At 52.3% G+C, this 19,406-nt stretch carries 20 protein-coding genes; 18 read left to right on the forward strand and 2 right to left on the reverse strand.

The genetic code is table 11. The features are described 5' to 3' along the window. Positions 1 to 9: 9 nt before the first annotated feature. The 18 genes from mutL to ACJHYO_RS04515 all read left to right on the forward strand — a co-directional run bounded on the left by mutL (position 10) and on the right by ACJHYO_RS04515 (position 18,408). Positions 10 to 1,857: a DNA mismatch repair endonuclease MutL gene (gene mutL / locus ACJHYO_RS04430; protein WP_033555750.1), complete on the forward strand. Its 1,848-nt coding sequence runs from the start codon at positions 10 to 12 to the stop codon at positions 1,855 to 1,857. Then, positions 1,850 to 2,800, forward strand: coding sequence for a tRNA (adenosine(37)-N6)-dimethylallyltransferase MiaA (gene miaA / locus ACJHYO_RS04435; RefSeq protein ID WP_001280357.1), 951 nt, complete (start codon positions 1,850 to 1,852; stop codon positions 2,798 to 2,800). Before mutL ends, miaA begins: the two co-directional genes overlap by 8 nt. A gap of 85 nt (positions 2,801 to 2,885) precedes the next feature. After that, complete coding sequence (gene hfq, locus ACJHYO_RS04440) at positions 2,886 to 3,194, forward strand: RNA chaperone Hfq (protein WP_001051883.1); 309 nt, start codon at positions 2,886 to 2,888, stop codon at positions 3,192 to 3,194. Between the two features lie 75 nt (positions 3,195 to 3,269). Continuing rightward, entirely contained in the window at positions 3,270 to 4,550 is a 1,281-nt protein-coding gene (gene hflX, locus ACJHYO_RS04445; RefSeq protein ID WP_000460357.1) for a ribosome rescue GTPase HflX, read from the forward strand. 85 nt (positions 4,551 to 4,635) lie between these two features. Continuing rightward, positions 4,636 to 5,895: an FtsH protease activity modulator HflK gene (gene hflK / locus ACJHYO_RS04450; protein ID WP_000312479.1), complete on the forward strand. Its 1,260-nt coding sequence runs from the start codon at positions 4,636 to 4,638 to the stop codon at positions 5,893 to 5,895. Between the two features lie 2 nt (positions 5,896 to 5,897). Beyond that, a complete protein-coding gene (gene hflC / locus ACJHYO_RS04455) occupies positions 5,898 to 6,902 on the forward strand; it encodes a protease modulator HflC (protein ID WP_001232412.1) in 1,005 nt (334 codons plus the stop codon). Between the two features lie 81 nt (positions 6,903 to 6,983). Next, positions 6,984 to 7,181 carry a DUF2065 domain-containing protein gene (locus ACJHYO_RS04460; protein WP_001089295.1) on the forward strand — a complete coding sequence of 66 codons (198 nt, stop codon included), beginning with the start codon at positions 6,984 to 6,986 and terminating at the stop codon, positions 7,179 to 7,181. Positions 7,182 to 7,284: 103 nt separating this feature from the next. Further along, a complete protein-coding gene (gene purA, locus ACJHYO_RS04465; RefSeq protein WP_000527955.1) occupies positions 7,285 to 8,583 on the forward strand; it encodes an adenylosuccinate synthase in 1,299 nt (432 codons plus the stop codon). Positions 8,584 to 8,787: 204 nt separating this feature from the next. Continuing rightward, a complete protein-coding gene (gene nsrR, locus ACJHYO_RS04470; protein WP_001177639.1) occupies positions 8,788 to 9,213 on the forward strand; it encodes a nitric oxide-sensing transcriptional repressor NsrR in 426 nt (141 codons plus the stop codon). Positions 9,214 to 9,251: 38 nt separating this feature from the next. After that, positions 9,252 to 11,693: a ribonuclease R gene (gene rnr / locus ACJHYO_RS04475; RefSeq protein WP_000076277.1), complete on the forward strand. Its 2,442-nt coding sequence runs from the start codon at positions 9,252 to 9,254 to the stop codon at positions 11,691 to 11,693. 90 nt (positions 11,694 to 11,783) lie between these two features. Further along, positions 11,784 to 12,515, forward strand: a complete 732-nt coding sequence (gene rlmB, locus ACJHYO_RS04480; RefSeq protein WP_001293282.1) for a 23S rRNA (guanosine(2251)-2'-O)-methyltransferase RlmB — start codon at positions 11,784 to 11,786, stop codon at positions 12,513 to 12,515. Positions 12,516 to 12,641: 126 nt separating this feature from the next. Next, on the forward strand, positions 12,642 to 13,043 hold the full coding sequence (locus ACJHYO_RS04485) for a YjfI family protein (protein ID WP_000220143.1): 402 nt from the start codon (positions 12,642 to 12,644) through the stop codon (positions 13,041 to 13,043). 18 nt (positions 13,044 to 13,061) lie between these two features. Continuing rightward, complete coding sequence (locus ACJHYO_RS04490; RefSeq protein ID WP_000511955.1) at positions 13,062 to 13,760, forward strand: PspA/IM30 family protein; 699 nt, start codon at positions 13,062 to 13,064, stop codon at positions 13,758 to 13,760. Positions 13,761 to 13,809: 49 nt separating this feature from the next. Then, entirely contained in the window at positions 13,810 to 14,469 is a 660-nt protein-coding gene (locus ACJHYO_RS04495) for a YjfK family protein (RefSeq protein ID WP_000012531.1), read from the forward strand. Positions 14,470 to 14,486: 17 nt separating this feature from the next. After that, positions 14,487 to 14,885, forward strand: a complete 399-nt coding sequence (locus ACJHYO_RS04500; RefSeq protein ID WP_000547753.1) for a DUF350 domain-containing protein — start codon at positions 14,487 to 14,489, stop codon at positions 14,883 to 14,885. Between the two features lie 9 nt (positions 14,886 to 14,894). Then, a complete protein-coding gene (locus ACJHYO_RS04505) occupies positions 14,895 to 15,533 on the forward strand; it encodes a DUF1190 domain-containing protein (protein WP_410232413.1) in 639 nt (212 codons plus the stop codon). 2 nt (positions 15,534 to 15,535) lie between these two features. After that, positions 15,536 to 16,699: a glutathionylspermidine synthase family protein gene (locus ACJHYO_RS04510; protein ID WP_001591414.1), complete on the forward strand. Its 1,164-nt coding sequence runs from the start codon at positions 15,536 to 15,538 to the stop codon at positions 16,697 to 16,699. Between the two features lie 83 nt (positions 16,700 to 16,782). Further along, complete coding sequence (locus ACJHYO_RS04515; RefSeq protein WP_033555747.1) at positions 16,783 to 18,408, forward strand: isovaleryl-CoA dehydrogenase; 1,626 nt, start codon at positions 16,783 to 16,785, stop codon at positions 18,406 to 18,408. Positions 18,409 to 18,524: 116 nt separating this feature from the next. On the opposite strand, the gene yjfN is transcribed toward ACJHYO_RS04515, so the two are convergent. Next, a complete protein-coding gene (yjfN, locus tag ACJHYO_RS04520; protein ID WP_000811566.1) occupies positions 18,525 to 18,800 on the reverse strand; it encodes a DUF1471 family protease activator YjfN in 276 nt (91 codons plus the stop codon). 148 nt (positions 18,801 to 18,948) lie between these two features. Next, positions 18,949 to 19,278, reverse strand: a complete 330-nt coding sequence (gene bsmA, locus ACJHYO_RS04525; protein ID WP_000254636.1) for a biofilm peroxide resistance protein BsmA — start codon at positions 19,276 to 19,278, stop codon at positions 18,949 to 18,951. Between the last annotated feature and the right edge of the window lie 128 nt (positions 19,279 to 19,406).

The raw sequence follows: 19,406 nt of genomic DNA on the forward strand, positions 1-19,406 counted from the left end.
GGACGATTGATGCCAATTCAGGTCTTACCGCCACAACTGGCGAACCAGATTGCCGCAGGTGAGGTGGTCGAGCGACCTGCGTCGGTAGTCAAAGAACTGGTGGAAAACAGCCTCGATGCAGGTGCGACGCGTATCGATATTGATATCGAACGCGGTGGGGCGAAACTTATTCGCATTCGTGATAACGGCTGCGGTATCAAAAAAGACGAGCTGGCGCTGGCGCTGGCGCGTCATGCCACCAGTAAAATCGCCTCTCTGGACGATCTAGAAGCCATTATCAGCCTGGGCTTTCGCGGTGAGGCGCTGGCGAGTATCAGTTCGGTTTCCCGCCTGACGCTCACTTCACGCACCGCAGAACAACAGGAAGCCTGGCAGGCCTATGCCGAAGGGCGCGATATGGACGTGACGGTTAAACCGGCGGCGCATCCGGTGGGAACGACGCTGGAGGTGCTGGATCTGTTCTACAACACCCCGGCGCGGCGCAAATTCCTGCGCACCGAGAAAACCGAATTTAACCATATCGATGAAATTATTCGCCGCATTGCGCTGGCGCGTTTCGACGTCACGATCAACCTGTCGCATAACGGTAAAATTGTGCGTCAGTACCGTGCAGTGCCGGAAGGCGGGCAAAAAGAACGGCGCTTAGGCGCGATTTGCGGCACCGCTTTTCTCGAACAAGCGCTGGCGATTGAATGGCAACACGGCGATCTCACCCTGCGCGGCTGGGTGGCCGATCCGAATCACACCACGCCCGCCCTGGCAGAAATTCAGTATTGCTACGTGAACGGTCGCATGATGCGCGATCGCCTGATCAATCACGCGATCCGCCAGGCCTGCGAAGACAAACTGGGGGCCGATCAACAACCGGCATTTGTGCTGTATCTGGAGATCGACCCGCATCAGGTGGACGTCAACGTGCACCCTGCCAAACACGAAGTGCGTTTCCATCAGTCGCGTCTGGTGCATGACTTTATCTATCAGGGCGTGCTGAGCGTGCTACAACAGCAACTGGAAACGCCGCTACCGCTGGACGATGAACCACAACCTGCACCGCGTGCCATTCCGGAAAATCGCGTGGCGGCGGGGCGCAACCACTTTGCTGAACCGGCAGTTCGTGAGCCGGTAGCTCCGCGCTACTCTCCTGCGCCCGCCTCAGGCAGTCGTCCGGCTGCCCCCTGGCCGAATGCGCAGCCAGGTTACCAGAAACAGCAAGGTGAAGTGTATCGCCAGCTTTTGCAAACGCCCGCGCCGATGCAAAAACCAAAAGCGCCAGAACCGCAGGAACCTGCACTTGCGGCGAACAGTCAGAGTTTTGGTCGGGTACTGACTATCGTCCATTCCGACTGTGCGTTGCTTGAGCGCGATGGCAACATTTCACTTTTATCCTTGCCAGTGGCAGAACGTTGGCTGCGTCAGGCACAATTGACGCCGGGTGAAGCGCCAGTTTGCGCCCAGCCGCTGCTTATTCCGTTGCGGCTAAAAGTTTCTGGTGAAGAAAAATCGGCATTAGAAAAAACGCAGTCTGCCCTGGCGGAATTGGGTATTGATTTCCAGTCCGATGCACAGCATGTGACCATCAGGGCCGTGCCTTTACCCTTACGCCAACAAAATTTACAAATCTTGATTCCTGAACTGATAGGCTACCTGGCGAAGCAGTCCGTATTCGAACCTGGCAATATTGCGCAGTGGATTGCACGAAATCTGATGAGCGAACATGCGCAGTGGTCAATGGCACAGGCCATAACCCTGCTGGCGGACGTGGAACGGTTATGTCCGCAACTTGTGAAAACGCCGCCGGGTGGTCTGTTACAATCTGTTGATTTACATCCGGCGATAAAAGCCCTGAAAGATGAGTGATATCAGTAAGGCGAGCCTGCCTAAGGCGATTTTTTTGATGGGGCCGACGGCCTCCGGTAAAACGGCGTTAGCCATTGAGCTGCGTAAAATTTTACCAGTAGAGTTGATAAGCGTTGATTCTGCCCTTATTTACAAAGGGATGGATATCGGGACGGCGAAGCCGAACGCTGAAGAGTTACTCGCCGCGCCGCACCGATTGCTGAATATTCGCGATCCGTCGCAGGCTTACTCGGCTGCTGATTTTCGCCGCGATGCGCTGGCGGAAATGGCCGATATCACCGCGGCGGGGCGGATCCCACTGTTAGTGGGCGGTACGATGTTGTATTTCAAGGCATTGCTGGAAGGGTTGTCGCCGCTACCGTCGGCAGACCCGGAAGTACGGGCCAGAATTGAGCAACAGGCGGCAGAGCAAGGTTGGGAGTCATTGCATCGTCAACTTCAGGAGATCGATCCGGTTGCGGCAGCAAGGATTCATCCAAATGATCCACAAAGGCTTTCCCGGGCACTGGAAGTTTTTTTCATTTCGGGTAAAACTTTAACGGAACTGACGCAAACGTCAGGAGACGCTCTACCGTATCAGGTGCATCAGTTCGCCATCGCCCCGGCGAGCCGTGAACTGCTCCATCAACGAATTGAGCAGCGTTTTCATCAGATGTTGGCTTCAGGTTTTGAAGCAGAAGTCCGGGCGCTTTTTGCCCGAGGAGATTTGCATACGGATTTGCCTTCCATTCGTTGCGTGGGTTATCGCCAGATGTGGTCTTACCTTGAAGGCGAAATCTCATACGATGAAATGGTTTATCGAGGTGTTTGCGCCACGAGACAGTTGGCGAAGCGGCAGATAACCTGGCTGCGTGGTTGGGAAGGGGTTCACTGGCTTGACAGTGAAAAACCAGAACAGGCGCGTGACGAAGTATTACAGGTTGTTGGTGCTATCGCAGGCTGAATGTGTACAATTGAGACGTATCGTGCGCAATTTTTTCAGAATCGAAAGATTCAAAGTACAAATAAGCATATAAGGAAAAGAGAGAATGGCTAAGGGGCAATCTTTACAAGATCCGTTCCTGAACGCACTGCGTCGGGAACGTGTTCCAGTTTCTATTTATTTGGTGAATGGTATTAAGCTGCAAGGACAAATCGAGTCTTTTGATCAGTTCGTGATCCTGTTGAAAAACACGGTCAGCCAGATGGTTTACAAGCACGCGATTTCTACTGTTGTCCCGTCTCGCCCGGTTTCTCATCACAGTAACAACGCCGGTGGCGGTACCAGCAGTAACTATCATCATGGTAGCAGCGCGCAGAATACTTCCGCGCAACAGGACAGCGAAGAAACCGAATAAGGTTTCGGGCTGTTTTTTTACACGGGGAGCCAGCGATCCTGCGTTCCCCGCTGATCTATTTAGAGGGTTATACGCTTGTTTGACCGTTATGATGCTGGTGAGCAGGCGGTACTGGTACACATCTATTTTACGCAAGACAAAGATATGGAAGACCTCCAGGAGTTTGAATCTCTGGTCTCTTCCGCCGGTGTCGAAGCATTGCAGGTGATTACCGGTAGCCGTAAAGCGCCGCACCCAAAGTATTTTGTAGGTGAAGGTAAAGCAGTTGAAATTGCGGAAGCTGTCAAAGCGACGGGTGCTTCGGTCGTTCTTTTTGACCATGCCCTGAGCCCGGCGCAAGAGCGTAACCTGGAACGTTTGTGCGAGTGTCGTGTCATCGACCGCACCGGCCTTATTTTAGATATTTTCGCCCAACGTGCGCGTACCCATGAGGGTAAGTTGCAGGTTGAGCTGGCGCAGTTGCGCCATCTGGCTACGCGCCTGGTGCGTGGCTGGACCCACCTTGAAAGACAGAAAGGCGGGATTGGTTTGCGTGGTCCGGGTGAAACCCAGCTCGAAACCGACCGTCGTTTGTTGCGTAATCGCATCGTGCAGATACAGTCGCGCCTGGAAAGAGTTGAAAAGCAGCGTGAGCAGGGGCGGCAATCGCGTATCAAAGCCGACGTTCCTACTGTTTCGCTGGTGGGATATACCAACGCCGGTAAATCTACTCTTTTCAATCGCATCACCGAAGCGCGGGTCTACGCGGCAGACCAGTTGTTTGCCACCCTCGACCCGACGTTGCGGCGTATTGACGTTGCGGATGTCGGTGAAACCGTGTTGGCAGATACCGTAGGGTTTATTCGCCACCTGCCGCACGATCTGGTGGCGGCATTTAAAGCCACGTTACAAGAGACGCGGCAAGCCACATTGCTGCTGCACGTCATTGACGCGGCGGATGTGCGTGTACAAGAAAACATCGAAGCGGTGAATACGGTTCTTGAAGAGATTGATGCTCACGAGATCCCAACCCTGCTGGTGATGAACAAGATCGATATGCTGGACGATTTCGAACCGCGTATTGACAGAGATGAAGAGAACAAACCGATCCGTGTCTGGCTTTCTGCGCAGACCGGAGCGGGGATACCACAGCTTTTTCAGGCTTTGACGGAGCGTCTTTCCGGCGAGGTGGCGCAGCATACATTGCGTCTGCCGCCGCAGGAAGGGCGCCTGAGAAGTCGTTTTTATCAGCTTCAGGCAATAGAAAAAGAGTGGATGGAGGAGGACGGCAGCGTAAGTCTGCAAGTTCGTATGCCGATCGTTGACTGGCGTCGCCTCTGCAAACAAGAACCGGCGTTGATCGATTACCTGATCTAACGGCGTAGCGTCTGAAGCGTGGAGTCATATCCTCTGGCGTCGAAAGACAACAGGGATCACCGCATAACAAATATGGAGCACAAACATGGCGTGGAATCAGCCCGGTAATAACGGACAAGACCGCGACCCGTGGGGAAGCAGCAAACCTGGCGGCAACTCTGAGGGAAATGGAAACAAAGGCGGTCGCGATCAAGGGCCACCTGATTTAGATGATATCTTCCGCAAACTGAGCAAAAAGCTCGGTGGTCTGGGCGGCGGTAAAGGCACCGGATCTGGCGGTGGCAGTTCATCGCAAGGCCCGCGCCCGCAGCTTGGCGGTCGTGTCGTTACCATCGCAGCGGCAGCGATTGTCATTATCTGGGCGGCCAGTGGTTTCTATACCATTAAAGAAGCCGAACGTGGCGTGGTAACACGCTTTGGTAAATTCAGCCATCTGGTTGAGCCGGGTCTGAACTGGAAACCGACGTTTATCGACGAAGTCAAACCGGTGAACGTGGAAGCCGTGCGTGAACTGGCAGCTTCTGGTGTGATGCTGACGTCGGACGAGAACGTAGTGCGCGTTGAGATGAACGTGCAGTACCGCGTCACCGATCCGGAAAAATATCTGTATAGCGTGACCAGCCCGGATGACAGTCTGCGTCAGGCTACCGACAGCGCCCTGCGCGGGGTTATCGGTAAATACACCATGGACCGCATTCTGACGGAAGGTCGTACCGTGATTCGTAGCGATACCCAGCGCGAACTGGAAGAGACGATTCGTCCGTATGACATGGGCATCACTCTGCTGGACGTCAACTTCCAGGCTGCTCGTCCGCCGGAGGAAGTAAAAGCGGCGTTTGACGATGCGATTGCCGCGCGTGAAAACGAACAGCAATACATTCGTGAAGCAGAAGCGTATACCAACGAAGTTCAGCCGCGTGCGAACGGTCAGGCGCAACGTATCCTCGAAGAGGCACGTGCGTACAAGGCCCAGACCATCCTGGAAGCTCAGGGTGAAGTGGCGCGCTTTGCTAAACTTCTGCCGGAATATAAAGCTGCGCCGGAAATTACTCGCGAGCGTCTGTATATCGAGACGATGGAAAAAGTGTTGGGTAACACCCGCAAAGTGCTGGTTAACGACAAAGGTGGCAACCTGATGGTTCTGCCGTTAGACCAGATGCTGAAAGGTGGTAACGCCCCTGCGGCGAAGAGCGATAACGGTGCCAGCAATCTGCTGCGTCTGCCGCCAGCCTCTTCCTCCACAACCAGTGGAGCAAGCAACACGTCGTCCACCAGTCAGGGCGATATTATGGACCAACGCCGCGCCAACGCGCAGCGTAACGACTACCAGCGTCAGGGGGAATAACGATGCGTAAGTCAGTTATCGCGATTATCATCATCGTGCTGGTAGTGCTTTACATGTCTGTCTTTGTCGTCAAAGAAGGTGAGCGCGGTATTACGCTGCGTTTTGGTAAGGTACTGCGTGACGATGACAACAAACCTCTGGTTTATGAGCCGGGTCTGCATTTCAAGATACCGTTCATTGAAACGGTGAAAATGCTCGACGCACGTATTCAGACCATGGACAACCAGGCCGACCGCTTTGTGACCAAAGAGAAGAAAGACCTGATCGTCGACTCTTACATCAAATGGCGCATCAGCGATTTCAGCCGTTACTATCTGGCAACGGGTGGTGGCGACATTTCGCAAGCGGAAGTGCTGTTGAAACGTAAGTTCTCTGACCGTCTGCGTTCTGAAATTGGTCGCCTGGACGTGAAAGACATCGTCACCGATTCTCGTGGTCGTCTGACCCTCGAAGTACGTGACGCGCTGAACTCCGGTTCTGCGGGTACAGAAGATGAAGTTACTACCCCTGCAGCAGATAACGCCATTGCCGAAGCGGCAGAGCGCGTAACGGCTGAGACGAAGGGCAAAGTTCCGGTCATCAATCCGAACAGTATGGCGGCGCTGGGTATTGAAGTTGTCGATGTGCGAATTAAGCAGATCAACCTGCCGACCGAAGTGTCTGAAGCGATCTACAACCGTATGCGCGCCGAGCGTGAAGCGGTAGCGCGTCGTCACCGTTCACAAGGTCAGGAAGAAGCGGAAAAACTGCGCGCGACTGCCGACTATGAAGTGACCAGAACGCTGGCAGAAGCTGAGCGTCAGGGCCGCATCATGCGTGGTGAAGGCGATGCAGAAGCAGCCAAACTGTTTGCTGATGCATTCAGTAAAGATCCGGACTTCTACGCATTCATCCGTAGCCTGCGTGCTTATGAGAACAGCTTCTCTGGCAATCAGGACGTGATGGTCATGAGCCCGGACAGCGATTTCTTCCGCTACATGAAGACGCCGACTTCCGCAACGCGTTAATATAACGACTGCGGTACAGGTCAATAAAGCCACCGCATCCTCAGGGATGTCGGTGGTTTTCTTTTTCTATAAGGATAATGAATGAATTCGACAATCTGGCTGGCGCTTGCCCTGGTTTTGGTACTGGAAGGTTTAGGGCCGATGCTTTACCCGAAGGCATGGAAGAAGATGATCTCTGCGATGACCAATTTGCCCGATAATATTTTACGTCGTTTTGGCGGTGGACTTGTGGTTGCGGGCGTTGTGGTCTACTACATGTTGAGGAAAACGATTGGCTGAACAAAAAACAGACTGATCGAGGTCATTTTTGAGTGCAAAAAGTGCTGTAACTCTGAAAAAGCGATGGTAGAATCCATTTTTAAGCAAACGGTGATTTTGAAAAATGGGTAACAACGTCGTCGTACTGGGCACCCAATGGGGTGACGAAGGTAAAGGTAAGATCGTCGATCTTCTGACTGAACGGGCTAAATATGTTGTACGCTACCAGGGCGGTCACAACGCAGGCCATACTCTCGTAATCAACGGTGAAAAAACCGTTCTCCATCTTATTCCATCAGGTATTCTCCGCGAGAATGTAACCAGCATCATCGGTAACGGTGTTGTGCTGTCTCCGGCTGCGCTGATGAAAGAGATGAAAGAACTGGAAGACCGTGGCATCCCCGTTCGTGAGCGTCTGCTGCTGTCCGAAGCATGTCCGCTGATCCTTGATTATCACGTTGCGCTGGATAACGCGCGTGAGAAAGCGCGTGGCGCGAAAGCGATCGGCACCACCGGTCGTGGTATCGGGCCTGCTTATGAAGATAAAGTGGCACGTCGCGGTCTGCGTGTTGGCGACCTTTTCGACAAAGAAACCTTCGCTGAAAAACTGAAAGAAGTGATGGAATATCACAACTTCCAGTTGGTTAACTACTACAAAGCTGAAGCGGTTGATTACCAGAAAGTTCTGGATGATACGATGGCTGTTGCCGACATCCTGACTTCTATGGTTGTTGACGTTTCTGACCTGCTCGACCAGGCGCGTCAGCGTGGCGATTTCGTCATGTTTGAAGGTGCGCAGGGTACGCTGCTGGATATCGACCACGGTACATATCCGTACGTAACTTCTTCCAACACCACTGCTGGTGGCGTGGCGACCGGTTCCGGCCTGGGCCCGCGTTATGTTGATTACGTTCTGGGTATCCTCAAAGCTTACTCCACTCGTGTGGGTGCAGGTCCGTTCCCGACCGAACTGTTTGATGAAACTGGCGAGTTCCTCTGCAAGCAGGGTAACGAATTCGGCGCAACTACGGGTCGTCGTCGTCGTACCGGCTGGCTGGACACCGTTGCCGTTCGTCGTGCGGTACAGCTGAACTCCCTGTCTGGCTTCTGCCTGACTAAACTGGACGTTCTGGATGGCCTGAAAGAGGTTAAACTCTGCGTGGCTTACCGTATGCCGGATGGTCGTGAAGTGACTACCACTCCGCTGGCAGCTGACGACTGGAAAGGTGTAGAGCCGATTTACGAAACCATGCCGGGCTGGTCTGAATCCACCTTCGGCGTGAAAGATCGTAGTGGCCTGCCGCAGGCGGCACTGAACTACATCAAGCGCATTGAAGAGCTGACCGGTGTGCCGATCGATATCATCTCTACCGGTCCGGATCGTACTGAAACCATGATTCTGCGCGACCCGTTCGACGCGTAATTCTGGTACGCCTGGCAGATATTTTGCCTGCCGGGCTAACAGTGTGATACATTGCTGTGTCGGGTAAGCCATTACGCTATCCGACACAGTGTTAAATCCTCGCTTTTTTCCTTCCCCGAACTGAAATAAATTAGCGACACAGCTTGTGGCTGGTTTATCATCAATATAAATGTATTTTTTCCCGATTTCCCTTTTGAGGTTGATGTGCAGTTAACGAGTTTCACTGATTACGGATTACGTGCGCTGATCTACATGGCGTCATTGCCAGAAGGGCGGATGACCAGTATTTCTGAAGTGACTGACGTCTACGGCGTCTCCCGTAATCATATGGTCAAAATAATCAATCAACTTAGTCGTGCCGGCTACGTGACTGCTGTTCGTGGAAAAAATGGCGGCATTCGCTTGGGTAAACCGGCGAGTGCAATACGTATTGGTGATGTGGTGCGCGAGCTGGAGCCCTTATCGCTGGTGAATTGCAGCAGTGAGTTTTGCCACATTACACCTGCCTGTCGGTTGAAACAGGCGCTTTCTAAGGCCGTGCAAAGTTTTCTTACGGAACTGGATAACTACACGCTTGCCGATTTGGTTGAAGAGAATCAACCGCTTTATAAATTATTGCTGGTGGAGTGACGAAAATCTTCATCAGAGATGACAACGGAGGAACCGAGATGTCACAAGATCCTTTCCAGGAACGCGAAGCTGAAAAATACGCGAATCCCATCCCTAGTCGGGAATTTATCCTCGAACATTTAACCAAACGTGAAAAACCGGCCAGCCGTGATGAGCTGGCGGCAGAACTGCACATTGAAGGCGAAGAGCAGCTTGAAGGCCTGCGTCGCCGCCTGCGCGCGATGGAGCGCGATGGTCAACTGGTCTTCACTCGCCGTCAGTGCTATGCGCTGCCGGAACGCCTCGACCTGGTGAAAGGTATCGTTATTGGCCACCGTGATGGCTACGGCTTTCTGCGAGTTGAAGGGCGTAAAGATGATTTGTATCTCTCCAGCGAGCAGATGAAAACCTGCATTCATGGCGATCAGGTGCTGGCTCAGCCGCTGGGCGCTGACCGTAAAGGTCGTCGTGAAGCGCGTATTGTCCGCGTACTGGTGCCAAAAACCAGCCAGATTGTTGGTCGCTACTTCACCGAAGCGGGCGTCGGCTTTGTGGTTCCTGACGATAGCCGTCTGAGCTTCGATATCTTAATCCCGCCCGATCAGATCATGGGCGCGCGGATGGGCTTTGTGGTGGTGGTTGAACTGACTCAACGCCCGACTCGCCGTACCAAAGCGGTGGGTAAAATCGTCGAAGTGCTGGGCGACAATATGGGCACCGGCATGGCGGTTGATATCGCTCTGCGTACCCATGAAATTCCGTACATCTGGCCGCAGGCTGTTGAGCAACAGGTTGCCGGGCTGAAAGAAGAAGTGCCGGAAGAAGCAAAAGTGGGCCGTGTCGATCTGCGCGATTTACCGCTGGTCACCATTGATGGCGAAGACGCCCGTGACTTTGACGATGCAGTTTACTGTGAGAAAAAACGCGGCGGCGGCTGGCGTTTATGGGTCGCGATTGCCGACGTCAGCTACTATGTGCGTCCGCCAACGCCGCTGGACAGAGAAGCGCGTAATCGTGGTACGTCGGTGTACTTCCCTTCGCAGGTTATCCCGATGCTGCCAGAAGTGCTCTCTAACGGCCTGTGTTCGCTCAACCCGCAGGTAGACCGCCTGTGTATGGTGTGCGAGATGACGGTTTCGTCGAAAGGCCGCCTGACTGGCTACAAATTCTACGAAGCGGTGATGAGCTCTCACGCGCGTCTGACCTACACCAAAGTCTGGCATATTCTGCAGGGCGATCAGGATCTGCGCGAGCAGTACGCCCCGCTGGTTAAGCATCTCGAAGAGTTGCATAACCTCTATAAAGTGCTGGATAAAGCCCGTGAAGAACGCGGCGGGATCTCATTTGAGAGCGAAGAAGCGAAGTTCATTTTCAACGCTGAACGCCGTATTGAACGTATCGAACAGACTCAGCGTAACGACGCCCACAAGTTAATTGAAGAGTGCATGATTCTGGCGAATATCTCGGCGGCGCGTTTCGTTGAGAAAGCGAAAGAACCGGCACTGTTCCGTATTCACGACAAGCCGAGCACCGAAGCAATTACCTCTTTCCGTTCAGTGCTGGCGGAGCTGGGGCTGGAATTGCCGGGCGGTAACAAGCCGGAACCGCGTGACTACGCGGAGCTGCTAGAGTCGGTTGCCGATCGTCCTGACGCAGAAATGCTGCAAACCATGCTGCTGCGCTCGATGAAACAGGCGATTTACGATCCGGAAAACCGTGGCCACTTCGGTCTGGCATTGCAGTCCTATGCGCACTTTACTTCGCCGATTCGTCGTTATCCTGACCTGACGCTGCACCGCGCCATTAAATATCTGCTGGCGAAAGAGCAGGGGCATCAGGGCAACACCACTGAAACCGGCGGCTACCATTATTCGATGGAAGAGATGCTGCAACTGGGTCAGCACTGTTCGATGGCGGAACGTCGTGCCGATGAAGCAACGCGCGATGTGTCTGACTGGCTGAAGTGTGACTTCATGCTCGACCAGGTAGGTAACGTCTTTAAAGGCGTAATTTCCAGCGTCACTGGCTTTGGCTTCTTCGTCCGTCTGGACGACTTGTTCATTGATGGTCTGGTCCATGTCTCTTCGCTGGACAATGACTACTATCGCTTTGACCAGGTAGGGCAACGCCTGATGGGTGAATCCAGCGGCCAGACTTATCGCCTGGGTGATCGCGTGGAAGTTCGCGTCGAAGCGGTTAATATGGACGAGCGCAAAATCGACTTTAGCCTGATCTCCAGCGAACGCGCACCGCGCAACGTCGGTAAAACGGCGCGCGAGAAAGCGAAAAAAGGCGATGCAGGCAAAAAAGGCGGCAAGCGTCGTCAGGTCGGCAAAAAGGTCAACTTTGAGCCAGACAGCGCCTTCCGCGGCGAGAAAAAACCGAAGCCGAAAGCAGCGAAGAAAGACGCGAGAAAAGCGAAAAAGCCATCGGCGAAAACGCAGAAAATAGCCGCAGCGACCAAAGCGAAGCGTGCGGCGAAGAAAAAAGTGGCAGAGTGATCATTACCCTCTTCAAACAGAAGAGGGTGAATTATCCGTAGGCCGGGCAAGCGTGGCGCTCCCGGCAAAACGTAAACAACGAGTACATTAATGAGCGAAATGATTTACGGCATCCACGCAGTGCAGGCCCTGCTGGAGCGCGCCCCTGAACGTTTTCAGGAAGTCTTTATTTTAAAAGGCCGTGAAGATAAACGTCTGTTGCCGCTGATTCACGCCCTTGAGTCCCAGGGCGTGGTTATCCAGCTGGCAAACCGCCAATATCTCGACGAGAAAAGCGACGGTGCCGTGCATCAGGGCATTATCGCCCGTGTGAAGCCAGGACGTCAGTATCAGGAAAACGATCTGCCGGATCTGATCGCTTCGCTCGATCAACCGTTCCTGCTGATCCTCGACGGTGTAACCGATCCGCACAACCTCGGCGCGTGCCTGCGCAGCGCGGACGCCGCTGGCGTTCATGCGGTGATTGTGCCGAAAGATCGCTCCGCACAGCTCAACGCCACGGCGAAAAAAGTGGCCTGCGGCGCGGCAGAAAGCGTTCCGCTGATTCGGGTGACTAACCTGGCGCGCACCATGCGTATGTTGCAGGAAGAGAATATCTGGATCGTCGGTACGGCAGGTGAGGCGGATCATACACTTTATCAGAGCAAAATGACCGGACGGCTGGCACTGGTGATGGGCGCGGAAGGTGAAGGTATGCGTCGCCTGACCCGTGAACATTGCGATGAGTTGATCAGCATCCCAATGGCAGGAAGTGTTTCTTCGCTGAACGTTTCTGTGGCGACAGGCATTTGCTTATTTGAAGCGGTACGCCAGCGTAGCTAATTTCTCGGAATTATGAAAAGCCATCCAGATTTGGATGGTCTTTTTTTGTCTATAGCTGGTAAGATAATTACGTACTGCAAATATTCATTTTATTAATATTTAAACTTAATTTATATGGAATAATATATGACATGGAATCCGTTGGCGCTGGCGACGGCGCTGCAAACTGTACCTGAACAAAATATTGATGTAACAAATAGCGAAAGCGTATTAATTATTAAAATGAATGATTATGGCGATTTGCAAATCAATATTCTTTTTACTTCCCGCCAAATGATCATCGAAACCTTTATTTGTCCGGTAAGTAGTATCAGCAATCCAGATGAATTTAATACCTTCTTATTAAGAAATCAGAAGCTGATGCCATTGTCATCGGTAGGGATCTCCAGCGTGCAACAGGAAGAGTATTACATTGTTTTCGGTGCATTATCGCTTAAATCTTCTCTTGAAGATATCCTGCTTGAGATAACCTCGCTGGTAGATAACGCATTGGATCTGGCTGAAATTACAGAAGAATATTCACACTAATTACAAGGACGGGTATTTATGGGAATTTTAAAAAGTTTATTTACGCTGGGGAAATCGTTTATCTCCCAGGCGGAAGAGTCCATTGAAGAAACCCAGGGCGTGCGCATGCTGGAACAGCATATTCGTGACGCTAAAGCTGAACTCGATAAAGCCGGAAAATCTCGCGTTGATCTGCTGGCGCGAGTGAAATTAAGTCACGATAAGCTGAAAGATTTACGTGAGCGCAAAGCCAGTCTGGAAGCTCGTGCGCTGGAAGCGTTAAGCAAGAACGTGAATCCGTCGTTGATTAACGAAGTTGCTGAAGAAATCGCGCGCCTTGAGAATCTCATTACCGCTGAAGAGCAAGTGTTGTCGAATCTGGAAGTCTCTCGTGATGGCGTGGAAAAAGCAGTTACAGCGACAGCGCAGCGTATCGCTCAGTTTGAGCAGCAAATGGAAGTCGTTAAAGCCACTGAAGCCATGCAGCGTGCACAACAGGCTGTAACGACCTCTACTGTTGGCGCATCTTCCAGCGTTTCGACAGCGGCAGAATCCTTAAAACGCCTGCAAACGCGTCAGGCCGAACGTCAGGCTCGCCTGGATGCTGCCGCACAGTTGGAAAAAGTCGCAGACGGTCGCGATCTCGATGAAAAGCTGGCGGAAGCCGGAATTGGCGGTAGCAATAAAAGTAGCGCCCAGGATGTATTAGCAAGACTGCAACGCCAACAGGGCGAGTAATTTTTTGCCAGCCTCACTGCAAGGCTGGCAACTATTTTAAGGATAAAATATGTCTGGTTTTTTCCAGCGTCTGTTTGGCAAGGATAATAAGCCTGCTATCGCTCGCGGTCCGTTGGGTCTGCATCTCAATAGTGGTTTTACGCTCGATACGTTAGCGTTTCGTTTGCTGGAAGATGCATTGCTGATTGCGCTGCCGGGTGAGGAATATACCGTGGCCGCCGTCAGTTGCATCGATCTGGGCGGGGGTAGCCAGATTTTCCGTTACTACACTTCGGGCGATGAGTTCCTGCAAATCAATACCACTGGCGGCGAAGATATTGATGACATTGATGATATCAAGCTCTTTGTCTATGAAGAGAGCTACGGTATCAGTAAAGAGAGTCACTGGCGCGAGGCGATCAACGCCAAAGTGATGGGGGCAATGACCTTAAACTGGCAGGAAAAACGCTGGCAGCGATTTTTTAACAGCGAAGAACCGGGAAATATCGAACCCGTCTACATGCTGGAAAAAGTAGAAAATCAAAACCATGCCAAATGGGAAGTGCATAATTTTAGCATGGGCTACCAACGGCAGGTGACCGGAGATACTTACGAATATTTGCTGTTAAATGGTGAGGAATCTTTTAACGATCTCGGCGAGCCGGAGTGGTTATTTTCGCGCGCGCTGGGGGTCGATATCCCGCTGACATCACTTCATATTATTGGTTAATTACAAGGACGTTTACAATGCATATACTGGATTCACTTCTTGCCTTTAGTGCCTATTTTTTTATTGGCGTGGCGATGGTGATTATTTTCCTGTTTATCTACTCCAAAATTACACCGCACAACGAATGGCAGTTAATCAAAAACAATAACACCGCGGCGGCACTGGCGTTCAGCGGAACATTGTTGGGGTACGTGATCCCCTTATCCAGTGCGGCAATCAATGCGGTGAGTATTCCAGACTATTTCGCATGGGGCGGGATTGCTCTGGTGATTCAATTACTCGTTTTTGCTGGCGTCAGGCTTTATATGCCCGCATTAAGCGAAAAAATTATTAATCACAATACCGCAGCAGGAATGTTTATGGGAACCGCCGCGCTGGCTGGCGGTATTTTTAACGCAGCTTGTATGACATGGTAATGGACGATCATGGCCAGAAAACGCAAATCCAGAAATAACAAAAATATCGGACATGGGGCAATCAGTCGCATTGGTAGACCGCATAATCCTTTTGAGCCGCGCCGCAATCGCTACGCACAAAAATACTTAACGTTGGCACTAATGGGCGGTGCCGCTTTTTTCGTATTGAGAGGTTGTGGCGATAGTGGCGATGTCGATAACGACGGCGACGGAACGTTTTACGCGACTGTGCAGGATTGTATTGATGATGGTAATAATTCAGATATCTGTGCTCATGGCTGGAACAACGCCAAAGCGGCGTTTTATGCCGATGTTCCGAAGAATATGACTCAGCAGAATTGTCAGTCTAAGTACGAAAATTGCTACTACGACAATGTTGAACAGAGTTGGATCCCGGTCGTTTCTGGATTTTTGTTAAGCCGGGTTATTCGTAAAGATCGCGATGAGCCGTTCGTCTATAACAGCGGCGGATCCTCATTTGCTTCCCGCCCCGTCTGGCGCAACACTTCCGGTGATTACTCCTGGCGCTCCGGTTCTGGCAAAAAAGAGTCTTACTCTTCGGGCGGCTTTACCACCAAAAAAGCGTCAACCGTTTCTCGCGGCGGCTATGGTCGTTCTTCCAGCGCCCGTGGGCATTGGGGAGGCTAATCATGCTGAGACACAACGTTCCTGTGCGGCGGGATCTGGACCAGATCGCCGCCGACAACGGTTTCGACTTTCATATCATCGACAATGAAATCTATTGGGATGAGAGTCGGGCTTACCGCTTTACTCTGCGCCAGATTGAAGAGCAGATCGAAAAACCGACTGCGGAACTGCATCAGATGTGCCTGGAGGTGGTGGATCGCGCGGTTAAAGATGAAGAGATCCTGACGCAACTGGCGATCCCGCCGTTGTACTGGGATGTGATCGCCGAAAGCTGGCGCGCACGCGATCCTTCGTTGTATGGCCGGATGGATTTTGCCTGGTGTGGTAATGCACCGGTTAAGTTGCTGGAGTACAACGCCGATACGCCAACTTCATTGTACGAGTCGGCTTATTTCCAGTGGTTGTGGCTGGAAGATGCCCGGCGCAGCGGCGTTATTCCGCGTGATGCCGATCAGTACAATGCCATTCAGGAACGCCTGATTTCACGTTTTAGCGAGCTTTACAGTCGGGAACCGTTTTATTTTTGCTGCTGTCAGGACACCGACGAAGACAGGAGTACCGTGCTGTACTTGCAGGACTGCGCCCAGCAGGCAGGGCAGGAGTCGCGGTTTATCTACATTGAAGATCTCGGTTTGGGCGTCGGCGGCGTACTGACCGATCTTGATGATAATGTCATCCAGCGTGCATTTAAGCTGTATCCGCTGGAGTGGATGATGCGTGACGATAACGGCCCGCTGCTGCGCAAGCGTCGTGAGCAATGGGTGGAGCCGTTATGGAAAAGTATCTTGAGTAATAAAGGGCTAATGCCGCTGCTTTGGCGCTTCTTCCCTGGTCATCCTAACCTTCTTGCATCCTGGTTCGATGGTGAAAAACCGCAGATTGCCGCTGGCGAAAGCTATGTGCGTAAACCGATTTACTCGCGCGAAGGCGGAAACGTCACCATTTTCGACGGTCAGAATAACGTCGTTGACCACGCTGATGGTGATTACGCCGATGAACCGATGATCTACCAGGCGTTTCAACCTCTGCCGCGATTTGGCGATAGCTACACACTCATCGGTAGCTGGATTGTCGATGATGAAGCGTGCGGAATGGGGATCCGTGAAGATAACACGCTGATCACCAAAGACACCTCACGTTTCGTTCCGCATTACATTGCTGGATAAGAATGTTTTAGCAATCTCTTTCTGTCATGAATCCATGGCAGTGACCATACTAATGGTGACTGCCATTGATGGAGGGAGACACAGTGCACTGGCAAACTCACACCGTTTTTAATCAACCTATACCATTAAATAACAGCAACTTATACCTGTCTGATGGCGCGCTTTGCGAAGCGGTAACGCGTGAAGGTGCTAGCTGGGATAGCGATTTTCTCGCCAGTATTGGTCAGCAGTTAGGAACGGCTGAATCCCTTGAACTGGGGCGGCTGGCGAATGTGAATCCGCCTGAATTATTGCGCTACGATGCGCAAGGACGCCGTCTGGACGATGTGCGTTTTCACCCCGCCTGGCACCTGCTGATGCAGGCGCTATGTACCAATCGGGTGCACAATCTTGCCTGGGAAGAAGACGCTCGCTCCGGCGCATTTGTGGCGCGCGCGGCGCGTTTTATGTTACATGCGCAGGTTGAGGCTGGGTCGTTATGTCCGATAACGATGACCTTTGCCACCACGCCATTGTTGTTACAGATGTTACCCGCGCCGTTTCAGGACTGGACCACGCCGCTGCTGAGCGATCGCTACGATTCTCACTTATTGCCAGGTGGGCAAAAACGTGGCTTGTTGATCGGCATGGGAATGACGGAAAAGCAGGGCGGTTCCGATGTCATGAGCAACACCACCAGCGCAGAGCGTCTGGACGATGGTTCTTATCGGCTGGTGGGGCATAAATGGTTTTTCTCGGTGCCGCAAAGCGATGCGCATCTGGTGCTGGCACAGACCGCGGGCGGTTTGTCCTGCTTTTTTGTGCCGCGCTTTTTGCCTGACGGGCAACGCAACGCGATTCGCCTCGAGCGGCTGAAAGATAAGCTGGGTAATCGCTCTAACGCCAGCTGCGAAGTGGAGTTTCAGGATGCCATTGGCTGGTTGTTGGGGCAGGAAGGGGAAGGAATTCGTCTGATCCTGAAAATGGGTGGGATGACGCGTTTTGATTGCGCCCTGGGTAGCCATGCCATGATGCGCCGTGCATTTTCGCTGGCGATTTACCATGCACATCAACGCCATGTTTTTGGTAATCCATTGATCCAACAGCCTCTTATGCGTCATGTCTTAAGTCGCATGGCACTTCAGCTTGAAGGGCAAACGGCGTTGCTGTTTCGTCTTGCGCGAGCGTGGGACCGGCGCGCCGATGCCAAAGAAGCTCTGTGGGCGCGTTTATTTACGCCTGCGGCGAAATTTGTGATCTGCAAACGAGGCATTCCGTTTGTGGCCGAAGCGATGGAGGTGCTGGGCGGCATTGGTTATTGCGAGGAGAGCGAGCTGCCGCGGCTTTACCGGGAGATGCCGGTAAACAGTATTTGGGAAGGTTCCGGCAATATTATGTGCCTGGATGTGCTGCGCGTTCTCAATAAGCAAGCGGGCGTATACGACTTATTGTCGGAAGCATTTGTGGAAGTGAAAGGGCAGGATCGCTATTTTGATCGCGCGGTTCGTCGTTTACAGCAGCAGCTGCGTAAGCCAGCTGAAGAATTGGGGCGAGAGATTACTCATCAGCTATTCCTGCTGGGCTGCGGTGCGCAAATGTTGAAATATGCCTCTCCGCCAATGGCGCAGGCGTGGTGTAAGGTGATGTTAGATACGCGCGGCGGCGTACGGTTGTCAGAGCAGATCCAGAATGATTTATTGCTGCGGGCGACGGGAGGAGTGTGTTTGTAAGCGTATACGACTGATGCGACGCTGGTTTCGATTAACTAAATGAAATATTTTAAAATTGTAGGCCGGACAAGGCGCTCGCGCCGCATCCGGCATTGTTCATTTGCTGTAGATGACACTCACGCATACAGTATCGCCTGTACGCGCCAGTTATCAGGCTGCTGGTCTTCGTACATGGTAATAATGCGGTACCATGACGCACCTTGTTCATCGGCCTTTAACGCCACGATACGTTCCACGTCCTGCGGATCCCCTGAAATATTGCTAACTGAGATCTGACCTATTTCATTCAGGCCCGTCACGCAGTCAGCACTGGCGAATTCTGCAGACTGTGCCGTGGCGCTCGCAGGATAAGTCACTAATTGCAGCGAGGGTGAGGCAAGTAATTGTTTCATCGTCAGCTCCATTTTTCGTTTCCCCACATGTTGCAGGGCATTCCATCGCGGTAATAAACGCCCGAGCTTCCAGCCGGTAATTTATTGTGCACAGGTAAACGCATAGGGACGCAAAGCAATGTAAAGCTGACTATGTAAGTTGTCTGATTTATTTACGGTACAAAATGGCTTGTGAATACCACTGTCCTGTCACGATGGTTTCGTCCACCATGACGACAACGTAATAATCAGCTTTTGCAGCGACAGCTTTCGCTCTGATTTCTGCTAATGCGTCATCCGGAGAACCCCGAACCATCGTGCTTACGCTACCTATTCGCTGTAACCCTTGCGTCTGGTCGCGGCGAATCTCTTGCGGATGGTCCGTTACTGGCGGTGCTGGCTGTGGCGTACCTTGCAGTGCGCTACAGGCACTTAACATCAACACCAATAATAAACTGGCAAACCGGTAAATAACGCTATTACGTTTCCTGCTAACCATAGTGTAGTGCCTTATTAATTTAACTTTGGGGGAATGTTCCCGAATTGTTACCTGGTACGCGATTTTCGAATGAAAACGTGACGAAAGCGTAACCCACATCTCAACATTATGAACTAATACCGCCAGCA

The sequence above is a fragment of the Escherichia sp. WS1118 genome (assembly GCF_046487695.1).
In the GTDB taxonomy this organism is placed as follows: domain Bacteria; phylum Pseudomonadota; class Gammaproteobacteria; order Enterobacterales; family Enterobacteriaceae; genus Escherichia; species Escherichia coli.